The sequence below is a fragment of the Microvirga sp. CF3016 genome (genome assembly GCF_036314085.1).
Taxonomy (GTDB): domain Bacteria; phylum Pseudomonadota; class Alphaproteobacteria; order Rhizobiales; family Beijerinckiaceae; genus Microvirga.
In genome coordinates, this window is record NZ_JAYGGM010000002.1 from 34,070 (window position 1) to 53,306 (window position 19,237).

17 protein-coding genes are annotated in these 19,237 nt (G+C 64.7%); 10 read left to right on the forward strand and 7 right to left on the reverse strand.

From position 1 onward, the window contains the following. The first annotated feature begins 13 nt into the window (after positions 1-13). From VB672_RS02540 to VB672_RS02565, 6 genes are all read left to right on the forward strand, one after another. Positions 14-1,879 (forward strand): ABC transporter ATP-binding protein, encoded by a 1,866-nt coding sequence (locus VB672_RS02540; RefSeq protein ID WP_329782600.1) that lies wholly within the window; start codon positions 14-16, stop codon positions 1,877-1,879. After that, positions 1,879-3,792, forward strand: coding sequence for an ABC transporter substrate-binding protein (locus VB672_RS02545; protein ID WP_329782601.1), 1,914 nt, complete (start codon positions 1,879-1,881; stop codon positions 3,790-3,792). The genes VB672_RS02540 and VB672_RS02545 overlap by 1 nt, the downstream gene beginning before the upstream one ends. Continuing rightward, positions 3,789-4,808: an ABC transporter permease gene (locus VB672_RS02550; RefSeq protein ID WP_329782602.1), complete on the forward strand. Its 1,020-nt coding sequence runs from the start codon at positions 3,789-3,791 to the stop codon at positions 4,806-4,808. Before VB672_RS02545 ends, VB672_RS02550 begins: the two co-directional genes overlap by 4 nt. Continuing rightward, positions 4,805-5,968 (forward strand): ABC transporter permease, encoded by a 1,164-nt coding sequence (locus tag VB672_RS02555; protein ID WP_329782603.1) that lies wholly within the window; start codon positions 4,805-4,807, stop codon positions 5,966-5,968. The genes VB672_RS02550 and VB672_RS02555 overlap by 4 nt, the downstream gene beginning before the upstream one ends. Before the next feature lie 73 nt (positions 5,969-6,041). Further along, positions 6,042-6,989, forward strand: a complete 948-nt coding sequence (locus VB672_RS02560) for an acetamidase/formamidase family protein (protein ID WP_329782604.1) — start codon at positions 6,042-6,044, stop codon at positions 6,987-6,989. Positions 6,990-7,074: 85 nt separating this feature from the next. Further along, a complete protein-coding gene (locus tag VB672_RS02565; RefSeq protein WP_329782605.1) occupies positions 7,075-7,446 on the forward strand; it encodes a putative quinol monooxygenase in 372 nt (123 codons plus the stop codon). An 8-nt stretch (positions 7,447-7,454) separates the two neighbouring features. Here VB672_RS02565 and VB672_RS02570 read toward each other — a convergent pair whose 3' ends face one another. Both VB672_RS02570 and VB672_RS02575 read right to left on the reverse strand, forming a co-directional pair. Next, the gene (locus tag VB672_RS02570; protein ID WP_329782606.1) at positions 7,455-8,699 is read right to left on the reverse strand and encodes a DUF763 domain-containing protein; all 1,245 of its coding nucleotides are present in this window, start codon (positions 8,697-8,699) and stop codon (positions 7,455-7,457) included. Positions 8,700-8,806: 107 nt separating this feature from the next. Then, entirely contained in the window at positions 8,807-10,285 is a 1,479-nt protein-coding gene (locus VB672_RS02575; protein ID WP_329782607.1) for a DEAD/DEAH box helicase, read from the reverse strand. Between the two features lie 386 nt (positions 10,286-10,671). On the opposite strand from VB672_RS02575, the gene VB672_RS02580 reads away from it, so the two are divergent. From VB672_RS02580 to glpK, 3 genes are all read left to right on the forward strand, one after another. Further along, on the forward strand, positions 10,672-11,874 hold the full coding sequence (locus VB672_RS02580) for an MFS transporter (protein WP_329782608.1): 1,203 nt from the start codon (positions 10,672-10,674) through the stop codon (positions 11,872-11,874). Between the two features lie 88 nt (positions 11,875-11,962). After that, positions 11,963-13,483, forward strand: a complete 1,521-nt coding sequence (gene glpD, locus VB672_RS02585; protein WP_329782609.1) for a glycerol-3-phosphate dehydrogenase — start codon at positions 11,963-11,965, stop codon at positions 13,481-13,483. 15 nt (positions 13,484-13,498) lie between these two features. Then, positions 13,499-14,995 (forward strand): glycerol kinase GlpK, encoded by a 1,497-nt coding sequence (gene glpK, locus VB672_RS02590; RefSeq protein ID WP_329782610.1) that lies wholly within the window; start codon positions 13,499-13,501, stop codon positions 14,993-14,995. 191 nt (positions 14,996-15,186) lie between these two features. On the opposite strand, the gene VB672_RS02595 is transcribed toward glpK, so the two are convergent. Beyond that, positions 15,187-15,612 carry an HIT family protein gene (locus tag VB672_RS02595; RefSeq protein ID WP_329782611.1) on the reverse strand — a complete coding sequence of 142 codons (426 nt, stop codon included), beginning with the start codon at positions 15,610-15,612 and terminating at the stop codon, positions 15,187-15,189. Positions 15,613-16,049: 437 nt separating this feature from the next. Between VB672_RS02595 and VB672_RS02600 the strand changes: the two genes are divergently transcribed. Beyond that, positions 16,050-16,241 carry a general stress protein gene (locus VB672_RS02600; protein WP_009494027.1) on the forward strand — a complete coding sequence of 64 codons (192 nt, stop codon included), beginning with the start codon at positions 16,050-16,052 and terminating at the stop codon, positions 16,239-16,241. Between the two features lie 80 nt (positions 16,242-16,321). On the opposite strand, the gene VB672_RS02605 is transcribed toward VB672_RS02600, so the two are convergent. The 4 genes from VB672_RS02605 to VB672_RS02620 all read right to left on the reverse strand — a co-directional run bounded on the left by VB672_RS02605 (position 16,322) and on the right by VB672_RS02620 (position 19,188). Further along, positions 16,322-17,224 (reverse strand): DMT family transporter, encoded by a 903-nt coding sequence (locus VB672_RS02605; RefSeq protein WP_329782612.1) that lies wholly within the window; start codon positions 17,222-17,224, stop codon positions 16,322-16,324. Positions 17,225-17,368: 144 nt separating this feature from the next. Continuing rightward, entirely contained in the window at positions 17,369-17,917 is a 549-nt protein-coding gene (locus VB672_RS02610; protein ID WP_329782613.1) for a hypothetical protein, read from the reverse strand. A gap of 13 nt (positions 17,918-17,930) precedes the next feature. Then, entirely contained in the window at positions 17,931-18,167 is a 237-nt protein-coding gene (locus VB672_RS02615; RefSeq protein WP_329782614.1) for a hypothetical protein, read from the reverse strand. A 289-nt stretch (positions 18,168-18,456) separates the two neighbouring features. Then, positions 18,457-19,188 carry a PRC-barrel domain-containing protein gene (locus tag VB672_RS02620; protein ID WP_329782615.1) on the reverse strand — a complete coding sequence of 244 codons (732 nt, stop codon included), beginning with the start codon at positions 19,186-19,188 and terminating at the stop codon, positions 18,457-18,459. Between the last annotated feature and the right edge of the window lie 49 nt (positions 19,189-19,237).

A 19,237-nucleotide genomic window follows, 5' to 3' on the forward strand; every position in this document is an offset into this window, starting at 1 on the left:
CCTGGAGGAGCATATGGAAGCGCCACTCCTGTCGGTTTGCCAGCTGACAGTCGACTTCAACACCGACGCCGGTAACTTCCGGGCGGTCGATGGCCTGACGTTCGACGTTCCCAAGGGGAAGACGGTGGCGCTCGTCGGCGAGTCCGGATCCGGCAAATCGGTGACGGCGCAGGCCATTCTCCAGATCCTGTCGAAGAAGGCCAGGATCACCAGCGGCTCCATCGTCTTCAACGATCCCGCGAATGGCGGGGCGGTCGACATCGCGGCGCTCCCGCCCGAGAGCGATGCCATGCATGCCCTGCGCGGCGGGCGCATCGCCATGATCTTCCAGGAGCCGATGACATCCCTGTCGCCGCTCCACACCATCGGCGACCAGATCTCCGAGGCGCTGATGATCCACTCGGACGTGGATCAGGCGAAGGCGAACCAGCGGACCATGGACGTGCTGGCCCGGGTCGGCTTTCCCGATCCGAAGCGGGCCCTGACGACCTATCCGTTCGAGCTCTCCGGCGGATTGCGGCAGCGTGCCATGATCGCCATGGCGCTCATCACGCGCCCGGCCCTCCTGATCGCCGACGAGCCCACGACGGCGCTCGACGTGACCACCCAGGCGCAGATCCTCGATCTCATCAAGGAACTCCAGATCGAGACCGGCATGTCGGTGCTCCTCATCACGCACGATCTCGGTGTCGTGGCCAATGTGGCCGACGAGGTGGTGGTGATGTATCGCGGGCGGATCATGGAGGCTGGTGCGCGGGAGAACATCTTCCGCAACGCGCAGCATGCCTATCTCCAGGCGCTCATGCGCGCCGTCCCGCGCTTCGCCATGGCAGAGAACGAGCGCCTCACGCCCATCCGCGAGGTGACGAGCGCGTCCCTCGCATCGACCGACGCGCCAAAGCGCATCCAGCCCAAGGGCCCCATCCTGAAGGCCGAGCGGCTCACCAAATGCTTCACGCTCCGGTCGGGCTGGTTCTCGGGCAAGAGCCAGGACATCCGCGCCGTCAGCGAGGTCGACCTGACGCTCCCCGCCGGCAAGACCTTGGGGCTCGTGGGCGAATCCGGCTGCGGCAAGACCACCGTGTCCAAGATGATCATGCGCGCGCTCACGCCCAATTCGGGCCGGGTGCTGTTCGACGACGGCACGGGTCCGAAGGACGTGCACAAGCTGGAAGGCGATGCGCTGACCGCCTATCGCCGTTCGGTGCAGTTCATCTTCCAGGATCCGTTCTCGTCGCTCAATCCGCGCATGACGGTCTACGAGCTTCTGACCGAGCCCTTGCGCATCCACGACATCGGCACCTCGGACGAGCGCTATGCCCGCGTGAAGCAGCTCCTCGACATGGTAGGGCTCGATCAGCGCGCGCTCAGGCGCTACCCGCATTCCTTCTCCGGCGGTCAGCGCCAGCGCCTGGGCATCGCGCGGGCGCTCGCCCTCGAGCCGCGCGTGCTGCTGTGCGACGAGCCGGTCTCGGCCCTCGACGTGTCGGTGCAGGCGCAGGTGCTCAACCTGCTCAAGGACCTGCAATCGGCCCTCGGGCTGTCCTACCTCTTCGTGTCCCACAACCTCGCGGTCGTGGACTACATCGCCGATACCATCGCGGTCATGTGCCGGGGCTACATCGTCGAGGAGGCGCCGAAATCCTCTCTCTTCCGCAATCCGGTTCACCCCTATACCCAGGCGCTCCTCGCCGCGGTGCCGGATCCTGACATCGACCGCCCGCTGGACTTCGCCAAACTGCGAACCGGCCGCTTCTCGCAGCCGTCGGAATGGCCCGAGCCCTTCCGCATCAAGCCCGGCGAGTTCGGCCAAATGAAAGAGATCGAACCCGGACACAAGGTTCGCATGGGGCACCTGACAGCCCGGGAGGCTGCGTGATGCTGCTCAACATCCAAACCAGATCGCTCGTCCTTGCCGCCGCCCTCGGATGGCTGGCGCTGCCCGCCGGAGCCCAGGACGTCAAGGATGCTCCCTTCTTTGCCGAACAGCTGAAGACCAAGAAGCTTCCGCCCCTGGCCGAGCGGCTTCCGAAAACGCCCATCGTGGTGGGTGCGGCGGGCCAGTATGGCGGCGACATGGTCACCCTGGTGCCGCGCCCGCGCGACATCCGCTACATCTCCACATTCACCTATACGCGGCTCGTCGGCTACGACAGGAACCTGCAGCTCCAGCCCGACCTTCTGGAAAAGTTCGAGAACGAGGACGATCGGGTCTTCACCTTCACCCTGCGCGCCGGCCATCGCTGGTCGGACGGTTCGCCCTTCACGGCGGAGGATTTCCGCTATTATTGGGAGGACGTGGCTCAGAACGCGGATCTCTCGCCGGCCGGCCCGCCGGAATTCATGCTGGTGGAGGGAAAGCCCCCGCGCTTCGAAGTCCTCGATGAACGGACGGTGCGCTTCACCTGGGACAAGCCCAATCCGCGCTTCCTGCCGCAGCTGGCCGGAGCGCTCGATCCGGGGATCTACCGCGCGTCCGCCTATCTCAAGCAGTTCCACGCCAAATACGCCGACAAGACCGCTCTCGAGGAGAAGGCCAAGCAACAGAAGCTGAAATCCTGGGCCGCCCTGCACAACCGACTGGACGACATGAAGGAGCAGACCAATCCTGCCCTGCCCACGCTCATGCCTTGGCGCGTCATGAACGCGGCTCCGGCCAACCGCTTCATCTTCGAGCGCAATCCCTATTACCACCGCGTCGACAACCAGGGGCAGCAGCTGCCCTATGTGGACCGGCTCATCATGGACGTGTCGGCTCCCGGTCTCTTCGCAGCCAAAGCCAACGCGGGTGAGCTCGACCTTCTGTTCCGCGGCCTCTCCATGAGCGACATACCCGTCCTCAAGGAGGGCGAGAAGGCGAAGGGATATTCCACCCTGCTCTGGCCCTATGCCCGCGGCACGGAGCTGGCGCTCTATCCCAACCTCAACACGGTGGATCCCGTCTGGCGCCAGCTCAACCGGGACATCCGCTTCCGCCGCGCCCTGTCGCTGGGCATCGACCGCAGGACGCTCAACAATGCCCTGCTCTTCGGGCTCGGCACCGAGGGCAACAACACCATCGTGGCGGAGAGCCCGCTCTTCTCGGCCGCGCTGCGCACGACGAATGCCGGTTACGACCCGGGCGAAGCCTCGCGCCTTCTCGACGAGATCGGCCTGACGAAACGCAACGGCGCCGGCATCCGCCTCCTGCCCGATGGGCGCGAACTGGAGATCATCGTCGAGACCGACGGCGAGAGCAGCCTCGTGGTCGACGGCCTGACCCTGATCGGCGAGTTCTGGCGGGAGATCGGCGTGCGGCTTTTCGTGAAGCCGCAGGACCGCACCGTCCTGCGCAACCGTTCCTATGCCGGGCTGACGGTGATGGTCGCGGCCCCCGGTCTCGACAATGCGATCCCCACCGCCATCATGCCGCCCACCGAACTCGCCCCCATGCGCCAGGACAACTACACCTGGCCCAAATGGGGCCAGTACGTGGAGACCAAGGGCAAGAACGGCGAGCAGGTCGACATTCCGCAAGCGCAACGCCTTCTCGATCTCTATACGACCTGGATGAACACCGGGAACCGCGACGTGCAGCGGGACGTCTGGACCGAGATGCTGCGCAATCATGCCGAGAACCAATGGTCCATCGGCACGATCTCCGGCGCGCTGCAGCCCATCGTCGTCCGCAACGGCCTGCAGGGACTTCCCGCCAAGGCGCTCTACAGCTGGGAGCCGACGGCCATGCTCGGCATCTATCGCCTGGACGAGATCCACTGGAACAAAGCCGCCGGCAAAGAGGCCCGTCGATGATCCGCTTCCTGTTGCGTCGCATCGTCACCATGGCGGTGACTCTGCTGATCATTTCGGCCCTGATCTTCTTCATCATCAAGCTGCCGCCGGGCGACTTCCTGTCCAACCAGATCGCCGAATTGAGGGCCCAGGGCGAATCCGCCTCGATCGCGAAAGCGGAATTCCTCATCAAGCAATACGGGCTCGACAAGCCCGCCTGGCAGCAATATCTGGTCTGGATCGGCGTCATGCCCGGGCCGAACGGCTTCTCCGGCCTGCTGCAGGGCGATTGGGGCTGGTCCTTCGAGTATGACAAGCCCGTGGTGGACGTGGTCGGCGACGCTCTGTGGCTGACGCTCCTCGTCAACCTCGCCGTGGTGATCTTCATCCATGTGATATCGATCCCCATCGCAATCTATTCGGCCACGCGGCAATATTCCGTGGGCGATTACCTCGCCACCTTCATCGGCTATATCGGCCTTGCGACACCGAGCTTCCTGCTCGCGCTGATCCTGCTCTACTACATGAACCGCTGGTTCGGCGTCTCCATCGGCGGGCTCTACGACGCGCAATACGCAGGCGAGCCGTGGACCTGGGACAAGACGCGCTCCCTGCTCTCGCATCTCCTGGTCCCGACCGTCGTGATCGGGCTTGGCGGAACGGCCGCCATGATCCGGCGCATGCGGGCGAACCTGCTCGACGAGCTCGGCAAGCAATATTACGTGACCGCGAAGGCGAAGGGGCTCGGCCCCACGAAGGCCCTGCTGAAATATCCCTTCCGCATGTCGCTCAATCCGTTCATCGCGGATATCGGCAACCTCCTGCCGCATCTGGTGTCCGGATCGGTGCTCGTCTCGCTGGTCCTGAGCCTGCCGACCGTCGGGCCGATCCTGCTGAGCGCCCTGAAGAGCCAGGACCAGTTCCTGGCGGGCTTCATCCTCATGTTCGTCGCCCTGCTCACGGTCGTCGGCATGCTCGTGTCCGATCTTCTTCTGGCCTGGCTCGATCCGCGCATCCGGATGGGAGGCGGACGATGAACACGGCTCTCACTTCGAATCGCCACTACGTCGATCCGGCGCCGTTCGATCCGGGCGCGACCGAGCCTGTCGGGGCGGAGAACGAGAGCTTCTATCGCGCCTCGTCCTGGCAGCTGATGTGGTGGAAGTTCCGTCGCCACAGGGTGGCGGTGGCGGCCGCCTTCGTGCTTATCTTCTTCTATGCGATCGTGCCCTTCGTCGAGGTGATCGCGCCCTACAACCAGACCAAGCGCCACGGCGATTTTCTTTATGCCCCGCCGCAGGGCATCCATCTGATGCATGAGGGCCGCTTCATCGGGCCCTTCACCTACCCCTATACCTACAATTTCGACCTGGAGAGCTTCCGGCGCGTCTACACGCCCGACACCTCGAAGCCGCAGCCCATCCGCTTCCTCTGCCGGGGCGATGCCTATCAGTTCTGGGGCCTCTGGGAGATGGACTTCCATCTCGTCTGTCCGCCGGAGGACGGCACGATGTTCCTGTTCGGCACCGACCGGCTCGGTCGCGACCTGCTCTCGCGGATCATCTACGGCGCGCGGATCTCGCTCACCATCGGCATCGTCGGCATCGCCGTGTCGTTCACCCTCGGCCTTTTCTTCGGTGGCCTCGCCGGCTATCTCGGCGGCTGGATCGATCACGTGATCCAGCGCATGATCGAGATCCTGCGTTCGCTGCCGGAACTGCCCCTGTGGCTCGCGCTCTCGGCAGCGCTGCCGGCGAACTGGAGCCCGATCCTGGTCTTCTTCGGCATTACGATCATCCTCGGCCTGCTCGACTGGCCTGGCTTGGCCCGCGCGGTGCGCTCGAAGCTGCTCTCCCTGCGCGAGGAGGATTTCGTGAAGGCCGCGGAGCTGATGGGCGCCTCCAAGCAGCGCATCATCGCGCGCCATCTCATCCCGAACTTCATGAGCCACCTGATCGCCTCGGCGACGCTCTCGATTCCCTCGATGATCCTCGGCGAGACCGCCCTCTCCTTCTTGGGCCTGGGCCTGCGCCCGCCGGTGACGAGCTGGGGCGTTCTGCTCAACGAGGCGCAGAACCTCGCGGCCGTGCAGCTCCATCCCTGGCTGCTCTTCCCGATGGTGCCGGTGGTGATCGTGGTGCTCGCCTTCAACTTCATGGGCGACGGGCTCAGGGACGCGGCGGATCCTTATCATTAGCCCAATGGCTTGTTGTCCTTGCGGCATGGGAATGCGAGACATCCTGCTTCGACAGCGATGACAGAGGTGTTCCGTGGCCGAGTACCGGATTGACGCGTCCCCGGAGACCATCCACTGGGGCTATTTCGATGCCAATCTCGAGCCGCTGCTGACGGTCGATTCCGGCGACACGGTCACGATCTCGACCGTATCGGGCGGTCCCGAGGCGATGCCGAAGGCACCCTTTCAAATCCCGCAAGCGCTTACGGACATTCATGCAGCCCTTAAGCCGAAGCTGCCGGGCCACATCTGCACCGGGCCGGTTGCGGTGCGCGGCGCGAAATCCGGCCAGGTTCTCGAAGTCCGCATCAAGAACATCGAGCTGCATTACGACTGGGGCTTCACCTTTTCCGCACCGCTGAAAGGCGCCCTGCCGGACGATTTCGACGAGATCCACTTCATGACCATCCCGCTCGACCGCGAGCGGATGACGGGCCGGCTGCCCTGGGGTCTGGAACTGCCGCTCAAACCTTTCTTCGGCGTCATGGCCGTGGCGCCGCCGGCCGCCTGGGGGGCGCTCAGCACCCTCCCGCCGCGGCGCAACGGCGGCAATCTCGACAACAAGGAGCTCGTTGCCGGCACGATTCTCTATCTGCCGATCCATGCGGACGGCGCCCTGTTCTCCGTCGGCGACGGGCATGGGGTCCAGGGCGACGGCGAGGTCTGCGTCACGGCGATCGAGACGGGGCTCATCGGCACCTTCGAGCTGCATCTGCGCGAGGACATGCATCTCACGTGGCCCATGGCCGAGACGCCGACCCATGTCATGACCATGGCGTTCGATCCGGATCTCGACGATTGCGTGGTCATCGCGTTGCGCAGCATGATCGACCTGATCGTGACCCGCACGGGCATCACAAAAGCAGAGGCCTATGCCCTGTGCAGCCTCGCGGCGGACCTGCGCATCACCCAGGTGGTCAACGGCAACAAGGGCGTCCATGTGATGCTCGACAAGAGCCTGCTCCAGACCGCGCAGCGCTGATCTTCCAGCATCCCTTTACCTGCCGGGTAATTTCCTTCGTTTCAGCCGGCGGCCATTCTGGTCGTCAGATACGAAGGAGATGACGATGAAGCTCGATGACACGCTCACATCGGCCGTGGTGGAGGGACGCCGAACCGATCCGGTGACCTTCGTGGTGACGATCGCCCTCAAGCCCGGCTGCGAGGAGGAATTTCTCGACCTCCTGACGCCGGTGCTCGACGCCATGCGTCACGAGACGAGCTTCATCAATGCTGTCCTGCATCAGGATCCTGAGGATTCGACCCGGTTCATGATCTACGAGACTTGGTCCGATCTCGACGACGTCGTCGAGATCCAGATGCGCCGGGATTACCGCAAGGCCTATTGGGAGCGGCTGCCCGAACTCTTGAAGGAGCCGAGGCAGGTCCAGTCCTGGAAACCCATGCGCCGGGATTTTGCGTTCTTTGCCGGGTGGTAGCCCGCGGATCATGCCGGCGGCGGCTCGTCCCCGAAGATGGAGCGGCCGCCGTAGGCATGCGACTTCTCCCTCTCCCGCCGGATATGCTCCTCGACATCGGGGCCAGCGGCATGGCGTTCCAGCTGGCGAGCCTGATCGTCGAGCCTCTTGAGGGCGAAAAGCTCCTCCTGCTGCCCGAGCTTTGCCTTCTGGACGGCCGATTTCAGCACCCGGATCGTCTCGTCGTAGACCCGCACCGGAACCGGATACGGGTGCCGGTCCTTGCCGCCATGGGCGAAGGAGAAGCGGGCCGGGTCGCTGAAGCGGCAGGGCGTGCCGTGCACCACCTCCGCCACCATGGCCAGCGCCTGAACGGTCCGGGGACCGACGCCCGGGGTCATCAGGAGATCGGGGAAATCCGCCGGTCCACGGTCAGCGGCAGCGGCCAGGCTCCCGTGCAGGCGGCGCAGCACTACGTCCTTGGCGCGAACGTCATGATGCTCGGGCATCACCAGATGCGGCAGCAGGGGCTGCGGGCTCGCGGCAGGCGCCGTGTCAGCCTCGCGTTCTTCCAGCGCCAGGAATTTCCGCGCGATTCCATCGGGTCCGAGCGAATCCAGGATCTCGATCTGCGCCTTCCGGGAGGCGGCGGCCCGGCGGTCGGTGAGATTGACGATTCTGCCCTGCCCCTTGCCGTCGATCGCCGTGTGCGGCTCGTCGACGAAGCTCTCCAGATCCTCGGACAGCCAATGGTAGCGACGCGCCTGCCGGGACGTGTCGTTCATACCCTGCTGGACCACGGCCCATTTGCCGTCGTCGGTGACGATGAAGCCGTGCAGATAGAGATCGAAGCCGTCCTGGACCGCGGCGCTGTCGACCTTCGCCACAAGCCGGCTGGCATTCGCCAGTGCTGCGCCGTCGAAGCCGACGCGCTCGCCGATGGCGACGAGCTCATGCGGAGTCTGGCGCGAGTTCTTTCCCCGCCCGCCGCAGACATGGATCCCCAGTTCCTTCGACAGCGGCGTTAGTCCGCGCTTCAACGCCCCGATGACGCTGGTGGTGATGCCGGAGGAATGCCAGTCCATTCCCATCACGGCGCCGAAGGACTGGAACCAGAAGGGATGAGCCAGCCGGCGCAGCAGCTCGTCGCGCCCGTAATGGTGCACGATGGCCTCAGTCACCACGCCGCCGAGGCGCGTCATGCGATCGGCCAGCCATTTCGGCACATGGCCGGAATGCAGCGGCAGGTCGGCGCTTCCGGCGCGCTTGGCCATGAAGTGTCTCCCCTTGGAGCGTGGCTTGTGCAGCAGGTTCTATGCCATGGGCCAGACGTCTGGCCCATGGCGCAAGAAAAAGGCGCCCGAAGGCGCCTTTGAGGTTCTTACCGGCGGCGCGGGCTCTTTTCGAGCCAGGCCACCTGGGCGCCATCGCCGCGGCGCCCTTCAGGACGGCTGGACGCAGGCTTTCCTTGAGCGGGCCGCTGGCCCTGGGCCGGGCGCTGGCTCTGCGCGGGCCTCTGCTGGTTCCCGGCAGGCTGTCCGCCATGCGGCTGAGCGTTGCCACCCGGCTTTCCGCCGCGGCCGCGACGGCGCTTGGGGCCGCGTTCGGCGTTCGGATCGGCGCTGCGCGGTTGGCCGTGACCCTGATGCCCGCGGGCGTGGGGAGCCGGACGGCCGCGTTGCGGCTGCTCACGGCGCTCGGAAGCCTCGCCGGCTGCCGGAGCGGCCGGCAGGCCCTCGGGCAGAGGCATGACCGGAACCTTCAGGCGGGTCAGCTTCTCGATATCCTTGAGATAGGCCTTTTCCTCGTCATTGCAGAACGAGATCGCAAGCCCGGTCGCCCCCGCGCGGGCCGTGCGGCCGATGCGGTGGACGTAGGATTCCGGCACGTTCGGCAGGTCGTAGTTGATGACGTGGCTCACGCCCTCGACGTCGATGCCGCGGGCTGCGATGTCGGTCGCGACCAGCACCCGGCAGGAGCCGTCCCGGAACCCGGCGAGGGCGCGCTCGCGCTGCGGCTGGGACTTGTTGCCGTGAATGGCGGCACCCGCAATCCCGGCCTTGTCGAGGCCGCGCACCACCTTGTCCGCCCCATGCTTGGTGCGGGTGAAGACGAGGACGCGTTCGATGGACGGATCGCGCAGGAGCGTTTCGAGCAGGACCTGCTTGCGGCCGGTCTGCACGAAGATCACGCTCTGCTCCACACGCTCGGCGGTCGTCGCCACGGGCGTGACGGCAACGTTGGCCGGATTGCGCAGGAAGGAATCGGCCAGCGACGAGATCGTCTTCGGCATGGTGGCCGAGAAGAACAGGCTCTGGCGCTCCTTCGGCAGCAGGGTCACGATGCGCTTCAGCGCATGGATGAAGCCGAGGTCGAGCATCTGATCGGCCTCGTCGAGGACGAGGATCTCGATCTCGCGCAGGCTCAACGCCCTGCGGTCGATGAGGTCGATCAGGCGGCCCGGCGTGGCGACGAGAACGTCGACGCCGTTGGCCAGCGCCTTCTCCTGGCGGGAGATGGTGACGCCGCCGAACACGACCTCGGTCGTGAGACGCAGGTTCCGGCCATAGGCACGGAAGCTGTCGGCGATCTGGCTGGCCAGTTCGCGGGTCGGGCTGAGCACGAGCACGCGGGGGCTCTTTGCCCGGCGCGGCTTCGGGTTCTCGTTCAGGCGGTGGAGGATCGGCAGCGCGAAGGCGGCCGTCTTGCCGGTGCCGGTCTGGGCGATGCCGCAGACGTCGCGGCCTTCCAGAGCATAGGGAATGGTTTGGGCCTGGATCGGCGTGGGCTTCTCATAGCCTTCAGCGGTCAGGGCCTTCAGGATCGGCTGGGCCAATCCAAAATCGGTGAAGAGTGTCAAAGTGGTATCGTCTTTCGAACGGATGCGGTGAGCCGCAAAGCAGGTTCGGCTTGAAAAAGCAAAGGCGCTTCAGGGCTCTTTAAGGCGAGAGCCCGCGTGATGGGGCCGTCGTATGAGGTGAGCGATTGAAGAAGGGGACCGGGGTCTTCGCCGTTCCGCGAATATCCGTCACGCAGTCCCGCTCAAGCTGCTCAAAGCATCGGACACAAAAGTGTGAACCACTTTTGGGATCCATCCGATGCTTCTTCTCTTGGCTGGCGCATCGTTGAGCGCGGAAAACCGGGTCCACTTTTCCGCACGATGCGCTAGTCGAGCGCCGTCGCCTGCTGTGCATATGGAGGCTAAAAGCCTATCCGTCAACCGGCAGGCCTGACATAAAGGTAAGAATGTCTCTCTCCGGCTCCCTGCCCTGGCGCTTCGTCTCGGCCCTGTCCTTCACGCAGTTGGTCTCCTACGGGACGCTTTTCTATGCCTTCGCGCTCATCATCGAGCCGATGGAGCGGGAGCTCGGATGGTCCAAAACGGCTCTGACCGCGGCCTATTCCCTGGCGCTCGTCTCCTCCGCGTTCTTCGCGGTGCCGGTCGGTCGCCTGATCGACCGGGGCTATGGCAGGGCGGTGATGACCGGAGGATCGATCCTCGCCGCCCTGCTGCTCGCCCTCTGGGCCATGACGGACCGTTATCCGGCTTTCGTGCTGATCTGGCTCGGCATCGGAGCGGCCATGAGCGCCGTGTTCTACGAGCCGGGCTTCGCGGTTCTGGCCTCCCGGCTCGGCCTCCTGACCCGACAGGGAATCACCATCATGACCCTGGTCGGGGGCTTCGCCAGCACGGTGTTCATCCCCCTCACCCATCTGCTGATCGACGCCTATGGCTGGCGCGGCGCCCTGTTCGTGCTGGCGGCCCTGAACCTGGCCGTCTGTGCCGTGCTGCATGCGGCCAGCATCCCGCCTGCCCCCGCCAGACCCAAGCCCGGCGGCGCAGCCCCTGCGACCGCTCATCCGCCGTCGAACCCGCGCCGAGTGCTCGCCAAGCCGGCCTTCTGGCTCTTCGTTGCCACCAACGTTCTCCTGGGGATCATCTCCACCGGCATCCCGGTCCACCTGATCCCGATCCTGCTCGAGCGGGGCTTTACCATCGAGGCCACTGTGGCCGCCTATGCGGTGATCGGCCCGGCCCAGGTCGCCGCCCGGTTCCTGACCGGGTTCGGCGAGCGCGCCATGAGCCTGCGCGGCATCGGGGTGGCCACCATGGCTCTCAGCGTCCTGGCCTTCGCGCTCCTGCCTTTCATCCCGGCCGGATCGTGGCTGATCCTGGGCTTTGCCGCGCTCTACGGCGCGGCCAACGGGATGCTCACCATCGTGCGGGCCCTGCTGCCGCCTGAACTGTTCGGCCGGGAGGATTACGGGGCCATCCAGGGCATGATCGCCATGCCGGTGCGGATCGCCATGGCGGGCGCCCCCTTCGCGTTCGGCGCCCTTTGGGCCTGGCGGGGCAGCTATGACGCCGTCGTCATGCTGTGCCTGGGGATGGCCGTGTGCGCCCTCGGGGCTTTCATGCTAATCCTGGTCGCGCCAAGGGGGCCTTGAACAACCTCAAGAATTCGCTTGCTTTAGACGGCTAAAGAAACCATGTGCAGGGCTTCGCACGGCTCGGCGGCAAGGAAAGACATCTTTCGTGACGACAGTGACTGATCTTCTGATTGTGGGCGGCGGCATCAACGGCGCGGGCATCGCGCGCGATGCGGTGGGCCGGGGCCTCTCGGTCGTGCTCTGCGAGCAGGGCGATCTGGCCGGCTACACCTCCTCCGCCTCGACCAAGCTGATCCATGGCGGCCTGCGCTATCTGGAATATTACGAATTCCGGCTGGTGCGCGAGGCCCTGTTCGAGCGCGAGCGCCTGCTGGAATCCGCCCCCCACATCATCTGGCCTCTGCGCTTCATCCTGCCCTACGAGAAGGGCATCCGCCCCGCCTGGTTCGTGCGCCTGGGCCTGTTCCTTTACGACCACCTGGCCCCGCGCAAGAAGCTCCCGGGCACGGAGGGGATCAAGCTCACCCGGCACCCCGCCGGCCAGGCCCTGAAGCCCGGCTTCGACACCGCCTTCGTTTATTCCGACTGCTGGGTCGAGGACAGCCGCATGGTGGCGCTGAATGCCCTCGACGCCTTCGAGAAGGGCGCCGACATCCGGGTCCGCACCAAGCTCGTTTCCGCCCGGCGTGAGGGCGACACCTGGGTGGCAAGCCTCCAGAACGCCGAGACGGGGCGGACCGACGAGGTCCGTGCCAAGGTCATCGTGAATGCCGGCGGGCCCTTCGTGGCCGACGTGCTGAACGCCAAGCTCGGCCTCAACACCACGAAGAACGTGCGCCTGGTGAAGGGCAGCCACATCGTGGTGCCCCGGCTCTTCGACACCAAGGAAGCCTTCATTCTCCAGAACACGGACAAGCGGATCGTCTTCGCCATTCCCTATCAGGAGAAGTTCACCCTGGTCGGCACCACGGACATCCCGGTCGAGTCCGTTCCCGACAAGAAGGTCGAAATCAGCCAGGACGAGATCCAGTATCTCTGCAACGTCGTGAATCACTTCTTCAAGAAGCAGGTCACCCCGGCGGATGTGGTCTGGACCTATTCCGGCGTGCGCCCGCTCTTCGACGACGGCTCGAGCAATGCCTCGGCCGTGACCCGCGACTATGTATTCGACATGGACGCGCCGCCCGGCCAAGCGCCGGTGCTGTCGATCTTCGGCGGCAAGATCACCACCTTCCGCAAGCTCGCCGAGCATGCCCTCGACGAGTTGAAGGCCTACTTCCCGACGATGAAGCCCGCCTGGACCGAGACGGCCAAGATGCCGGGCGGCGACATGCCGGACTCGGATTTCGACCGCTTCTTCGCTGGCGTCCGCCAGCGCTGGCCCTTCCTGCCCGAGCCCGTCGCCCGTCGCCTGGCCCGCGCCTACGGCACGCGGATCGAGGAGCTCCTGGGCTCCGCTCAATCCCTAGCGGATCTCGGCGAGGATTTCGGCGCCGGGCTCACGGCGGCGGAGGTCGATTACCTGGTGCGTCGCGAATGGGCTCGCTCCGCCGAAGACATTCTCTGGCGCCGCTCCAAGCTCGGGCTGCATGTGCCGGTTGACGCTGCGGCCAAGATCGATGCCTACTTGGCCAAGAAGAAGGTGGCGTCCGTCGCCGCGCAATAAGATTTGGGGAAGGACATGGCTCAATACGTCGGCGCCATCGATCAGGGCACGACCAGCTCGCGTTTCATCGTGTTCGACAAGGCCGGTGCCATCGTGTCGGTCGGCCAGAAGGAGCACGAGCAGATCTATCCCAGGCCCGGCCATGTGGAGCACGATCCGCTCGAGATCTGGCGGAACACGCAGGAGGTGATCGAGCAGGCGCTGGCGAAGAAGGGCCTGAAGCCCAAGGACCTCGCGGCCATCGGCATCACCAACCAGCGCGAGACGACGCTGATCTGGGACAGGCGCACCGGCAAGCCGCTCTACAACGCCCTGGTCTGGCAGGACACCCGCGTCGATTCCATCGTCGAGGATTTCGCGCAGGATGGCGGCTACGACCGTCTGCGCGGCAAGACCGGCCTGCCGCTGGCGAGCTACTTCTCGGGATTGAAGCTGCGCTGGCTGCTCGACAACGTGCCCGGTGCCCGGGACAAGGCCGCGGCCGGGGATGTGCTCTTCGGGAATATCGACACCTGGCTGGTCTGGAACCTGACGGGCGGCGTCAATGGCGGCTGCCACATCACCGACGTGACCAATGCCAGCCGCACGCAGCTCATGGACCTCCGGAGCCTCGACTGGGACGACGAGATCCTGAGGCTGTTCAACATCCCGAAAGCCTGCCTGCCGCAGATCCGCTCGTCGAGCGAGGTCTATGGCGAGGCGACCGACGGCCTCGCGGGCGTCCCCATCGCGGGCATTCTCGGCGACCAGCAGGCAGCGCTCGTGGGACAGGCCTGCTTCCAGCAGGGCGAGGCCAAGAACACCTACGGCACCGGCTGCTTCATGCTCATGAACACCGGCGAGACCCCCTATCCCTCGAAATGTGGCCTGCTCACCACCGTCGGCTACCGGTTCGGCCAGGGAAAAACCGTCTACGCCCTTGAAGGCTCCATCGCGATTGCCGGCGCCCTCGTGCAATGGCTGCGGGACAATCTTGGGATCATCGAGAAGAGCACCGATATCGAACGCCTCGCCCGCGGTGTCGAGGACAATGGCGGCGTCACCATCGTGCCTGCCTTCTCGGGCCTCTATGCGCCGCACTGGAACTCCCATGCCCGCGGCCTCATCGGCGGTCTCACGCGCTTCGCCAACAAGGGGCACATCGCCCGCGCGGCGCTCGAGGCTACGGCGTTCCAGACCCGCGAGGTGCTCGACGCCATGGCCAAGGACACCGGCATCGCCGTCAAGGAACTGCGCACGGATGGCGGCATGGTCGTCAACGAGCTTCTGATGCAGTTCCAGGCCGATATCCTGAACGTGCCCGTGGTGCGCCCCAAGGTGATCGAAACGACCGCGCTGGGAGCCGCCTATGCGGCCGGGCTGGCAACCGGCTTTTGGAGCGGAACGGACGAACTGGTGCGCAACTGGGCCGTCGACAAGCGCTGGTCTCCGGCCATGGACGCATCCCGCCGCGAGCGACTGAACGCCGTGTGGGACAAGGCCATCGCCCGCTCGCTCGATTGGGCGGACTGACGCTGAAAAGACCGACGGAAATCACATCCTCCACGTCATGGCCGGGCCTGTCCCGGCCATCCGGATACGGTGAGGCTCTGCGCTTCACACAAGCGGGATCACCGGCCCAAGGCCGGTGATAACGTCGAGGATGATGCAATGGCGGGAGTGGGTTCAAGCAGCAGTGATGGACTCGCGCCGCGATCAACTGGTTATGCCGCCGACAGAGCGGCGCGAACCTTGGACGCGAGTTCCGCCAGGATCTCGGGCTTCTCCATCTCGCCCGTATGGGGCTTCAGCGGCACACCCTCGAAACGAGGGATCACGTGGAAGTGGATGTGGAAGACCACCTGCCCACCCGCGCTCTCGTTGAACTGCTGGATCGTGAGGCCGTCGGCTGAAAGCGCGGTCTTGGCGGCCTTTCCGACGATCTGAACTGCCTTCGCCAGCTCCGCGAGATCGTCCGGCTCGACATCGAGGAGGTTGCGGGCTTTGGCTTTGGGGATGACGAGGACATGGCCGTTGCCGCGCGGCATGACGTCCATGAAGGCCAGCACGCGATCCGTCTCGTAAACCTTATGGCACGGAAGCTCACCCCGTAAGATCTTCGCGAACACGTTGTTGTCGTCGTAGGTCATTCCGCCCTCACCTTCTGAGTTCCGGTCCTTCGAAGCGCTCGCCGAGGAGCGCCTGCGACGAGCCTTTTATATCGATCGCAGCCGATAATCATCTATCCGATGTCCATCGTGTGCTCCGGCCCGGGAAGCTTCCGTCCCCTTCGGATCCTTGCCAGGTTGGCATCGCTGAGGATCAACTACTTACCTTTGCCATAGATCTATTCGCAAATAGAAGGCCGGCCGACGATTGATCCCAAGGTAAGTACCTTTCCGTTTCTTACTCCCACGAACAAGTTGTTGCCACGTTTATTCGGATTAGATCTCCCGGCTAAGCGCAACAATTCGCGAGAGCTGAATATTTTCGCGAAAATTTTTGCAAAGGTTCCCTCAAACCTACCGGAACCATCGAATCCCCTTGCGGTTGAAGAAACACGGACACCGTTGATAAGGAGGCATAAATGGCAGGTGGTTCGACCTCGAAGCGTGGCTTCGCGTCGATGGACTCCGACCGGCAGCGCGAAATCGCCAGCAAAGGCGGTAAAAGCGTTCCCGCCGAGAAGCGGTCCTTCTCCCAGGATCGCGAACTCGCCTCGGAAGCCGGCCGTAAAGGCGGTCAGGCCTCGGGCAACACCCGTGGCAACCAGGAATAGTCTTTTCTGATGCAGATCGGTTTAGGGGCCGCTGAGCGGCCCCTTTACTTTTGAAGATTGCACAGGGCGGCGGGGCGATCTCATCCAGACTTCGCGGTTGTCCTGATCATCTTTTCCGACAGCGACAGAGCCGTCGCAGCCAGCATGATGCCCATGCCGAGACCTTCGGACCAGCCGAACGGCTCGTTCGCATAAATCACCCCGACGGCGACGGCGATGATCGGGCTCACGAAGGCATAAAGCCCAGCCCGAAAGGCGCCCCAGTCCCGCACGAGCCCCAGATAGATCCAAAACGCGATCAGCGACCCTCCCAGAACCAGGATGCTCAGACCGAAGATGGCCCGTACATCGGCGAGGCCCCGAAAATGCGCCGGGTCGTACCCCTCGATCAGCAGGGAGACGGGGACGAGCGCCAGCCCACCGAGGAGACTCTGCCAGAAGGCAAGCACCAGGGGCGGCATGGACAGGGTCAGCGGCCGGCTGATCACCGAACCCCAGGCATAGGAAACGGTCCCGACGGCAACTGCCGCGAGACCGAAGACCGGCATCGGGCCGTGCTGGGCCGCGCCCGTCCGCCCGGAGAACAGAAGAACGAGCCCCAGGATCCCGAGACCGATGGCGGCGACGCGCCGCATCGTGATCCGCTCCTGCCCGTAAAGGGCACCGATGATCACCAGGAAGATGGGCATCAATGACAGGTTGACGATCGCGGACAGGCCGCTGGGAGCTCGCGCGACACCCCAGAACAGGAAGCCATAGCAGCCCGTAGTGATCAGGAGAGAGGCGGCAACCACGCGGCCGAACCGACTGACGCGAAGGGTCAGACCTTGCATCCTGGCGACGGCGAGAAAGCATGGTGCGGCAAGCAGAAAGCGCATCGCCGCGAGAAAGATCGGCGGAACGGCCTCCGACGCCACCTTCATCGGCAGCCATGTCAGTCCCCAGATGAGGGCCATCAGGGCGAAAGCTGCGATGCGACTCACGCTATAGGCCCGAGAACCGTCATTCCGGCTTCCAAGTGAAGGATCTGCGATGAGCCGCATCGTGGCAGCAGGGGGACGATTTGAACAGCCGGCCGCGCAGGGTCGCGAGAGACGATCCGAGTTTCGGAATTTGCTCCGAGCAGGTCAGGTCCTGACGTTGCGCCCTGCCTTGTCCGAGGCGGCCTCCACGAGAACCTCCTCGAACACTCCATCACCCACCATCGCTCTGAATTCCGGCAGGCTTGGAGGCTCGAACACCAATGCGCCGGATTCCATGTGGCAAACCATTTCTCCGGCGAGAGGGCCTATGAAATCGATCGACTCCACGTTCAGGAACGCGGCTGCCTCGCGGGCGAGGTCCGAGGCGGTGTTACGCGCGGCGCAGATCAGCGCCAACAGGCAGTATTCGTCGATGCTCCCATGGCGGGATCCGACAGGCCGATGGGAAAACGGCCTGCCCCGCTGCCGCGTCAGGGCGAAGGCCAGGAGCAAGGCATCGGACACGATCCCCTTGGCGGCCTCCGGCTGGGTATAGGTCGCCAGTCCCTGCTCGGGTCCGTCGAGAAGGGCGAGATCGTATTGATCCTCGAGACTGCTGAGCGATCGGAACACATCGACGACGGGTACGATGCTCGGATGGAGCAGGATCGCAACGGCTCCAGGCACTGTCGGAGAGGAGGAAGCTTCAACCATCACTCAACGAACCTCAGACATGCGCGCGGTTTGCCGTCGGCACGACATGGGGCAATGCGGGAACGATAAGATGCCGCCTCAGCAACAGGGGACAGGTCACTTCATCCTCTGAGCATACGGGGATGATGCCGCTGAGCATCGACGCCACGGACGGCTTGTCTCTCGGGGGAGAACTCGAGGCCAGGCGCGAAAATTCGTCCGGAAGCTCTTCCTGGCAAAGCACCGCATCCAGTTCATTTGTGGCGGCCATGATCGTTTCCTCTGCATTCTCATTGCGCTTGGAACGGCAACGTATGCGCCACCCCCCGGTTCCTTGTGCGGCAAGAAGTCCGGCGCCGCTTGGAGGCTCTTTCAAGCCTGCGACTCGGCGATGAAGCCCTGCGGTTCCGGCGGTATTCCGGAGCCCCTTAGACTGACCGGACAGCGGTGCAATTCGATGGGCAGAGCTGCTTGGTGTGGCCTGGGGCGGGCCACCTGCAAAAAGGAAGCGGCGCCTGGGTTTCCCCAAGCGCCGCCTGTCAGCGAGACCGCTGTTCGTTTTACTGCTTCGGGGCCGTGGTGGTGCCCGTCGTGCCGGTCGTCGAGCGGTTGGCGTTGTTGTCGCCATCCTCGTCGAAGGCAGGAGCAGCCTGCAGCTCGGCCTTGGTCATCCGGAGAACGACGCGCTCGGGCTGGTTCTGGTTGCTCGAGGAGGTGTTCGCGGCCGTGTTGGTCGCGCCGGCGGAGCCGGTACCGGACGTGGTCGTGTTGCCGGTGGCCGCCGTCGAGCCGGTGGTGGTGACGTTTCCGCTGGTTCCGGTGTTGCTGCTGTCCATGGCCTGAGCCTGCTGGCTGCTCATGAACTCGAGCGACTTGAACGGAACGGCCACATCCTTCTCGCCGATTCCGAGGAAGCCGCCGACGCCGACGACAGCGGCCATGATCTGTCCGTTGCGATCGAGGATCACGTCGTTGATGTCGCCGATCGATTCATTATTGGCGCTGACCACACGGGTGCCGATCAGGTCGGACGCCATCACGTGGTTCATTTCCATCTTGGTGATGAACTGACCCTGCATGGCGCTGTTCTGGCCCATGGTGGTCGAGGATTGTCCGGCGGAGGACGAACCGGAAGCACCTGGCTGCATGGCCGGCGAGCCCGTGGTGGTCGAGCCCGAGCCCGAGGCAGCCGGACGATCGGTCGGAGCCGACGGGGACGAAGTCTGTGCGAGGACGGGCGCAGCCGCGAAAGCCGTCACGACGAGGCAGGCTGCCATATGCTTCTTCAGCATCGCTTATTTCTCCTGAGGATCGGTTATAATTGCGTTGTGCACCGAAGTG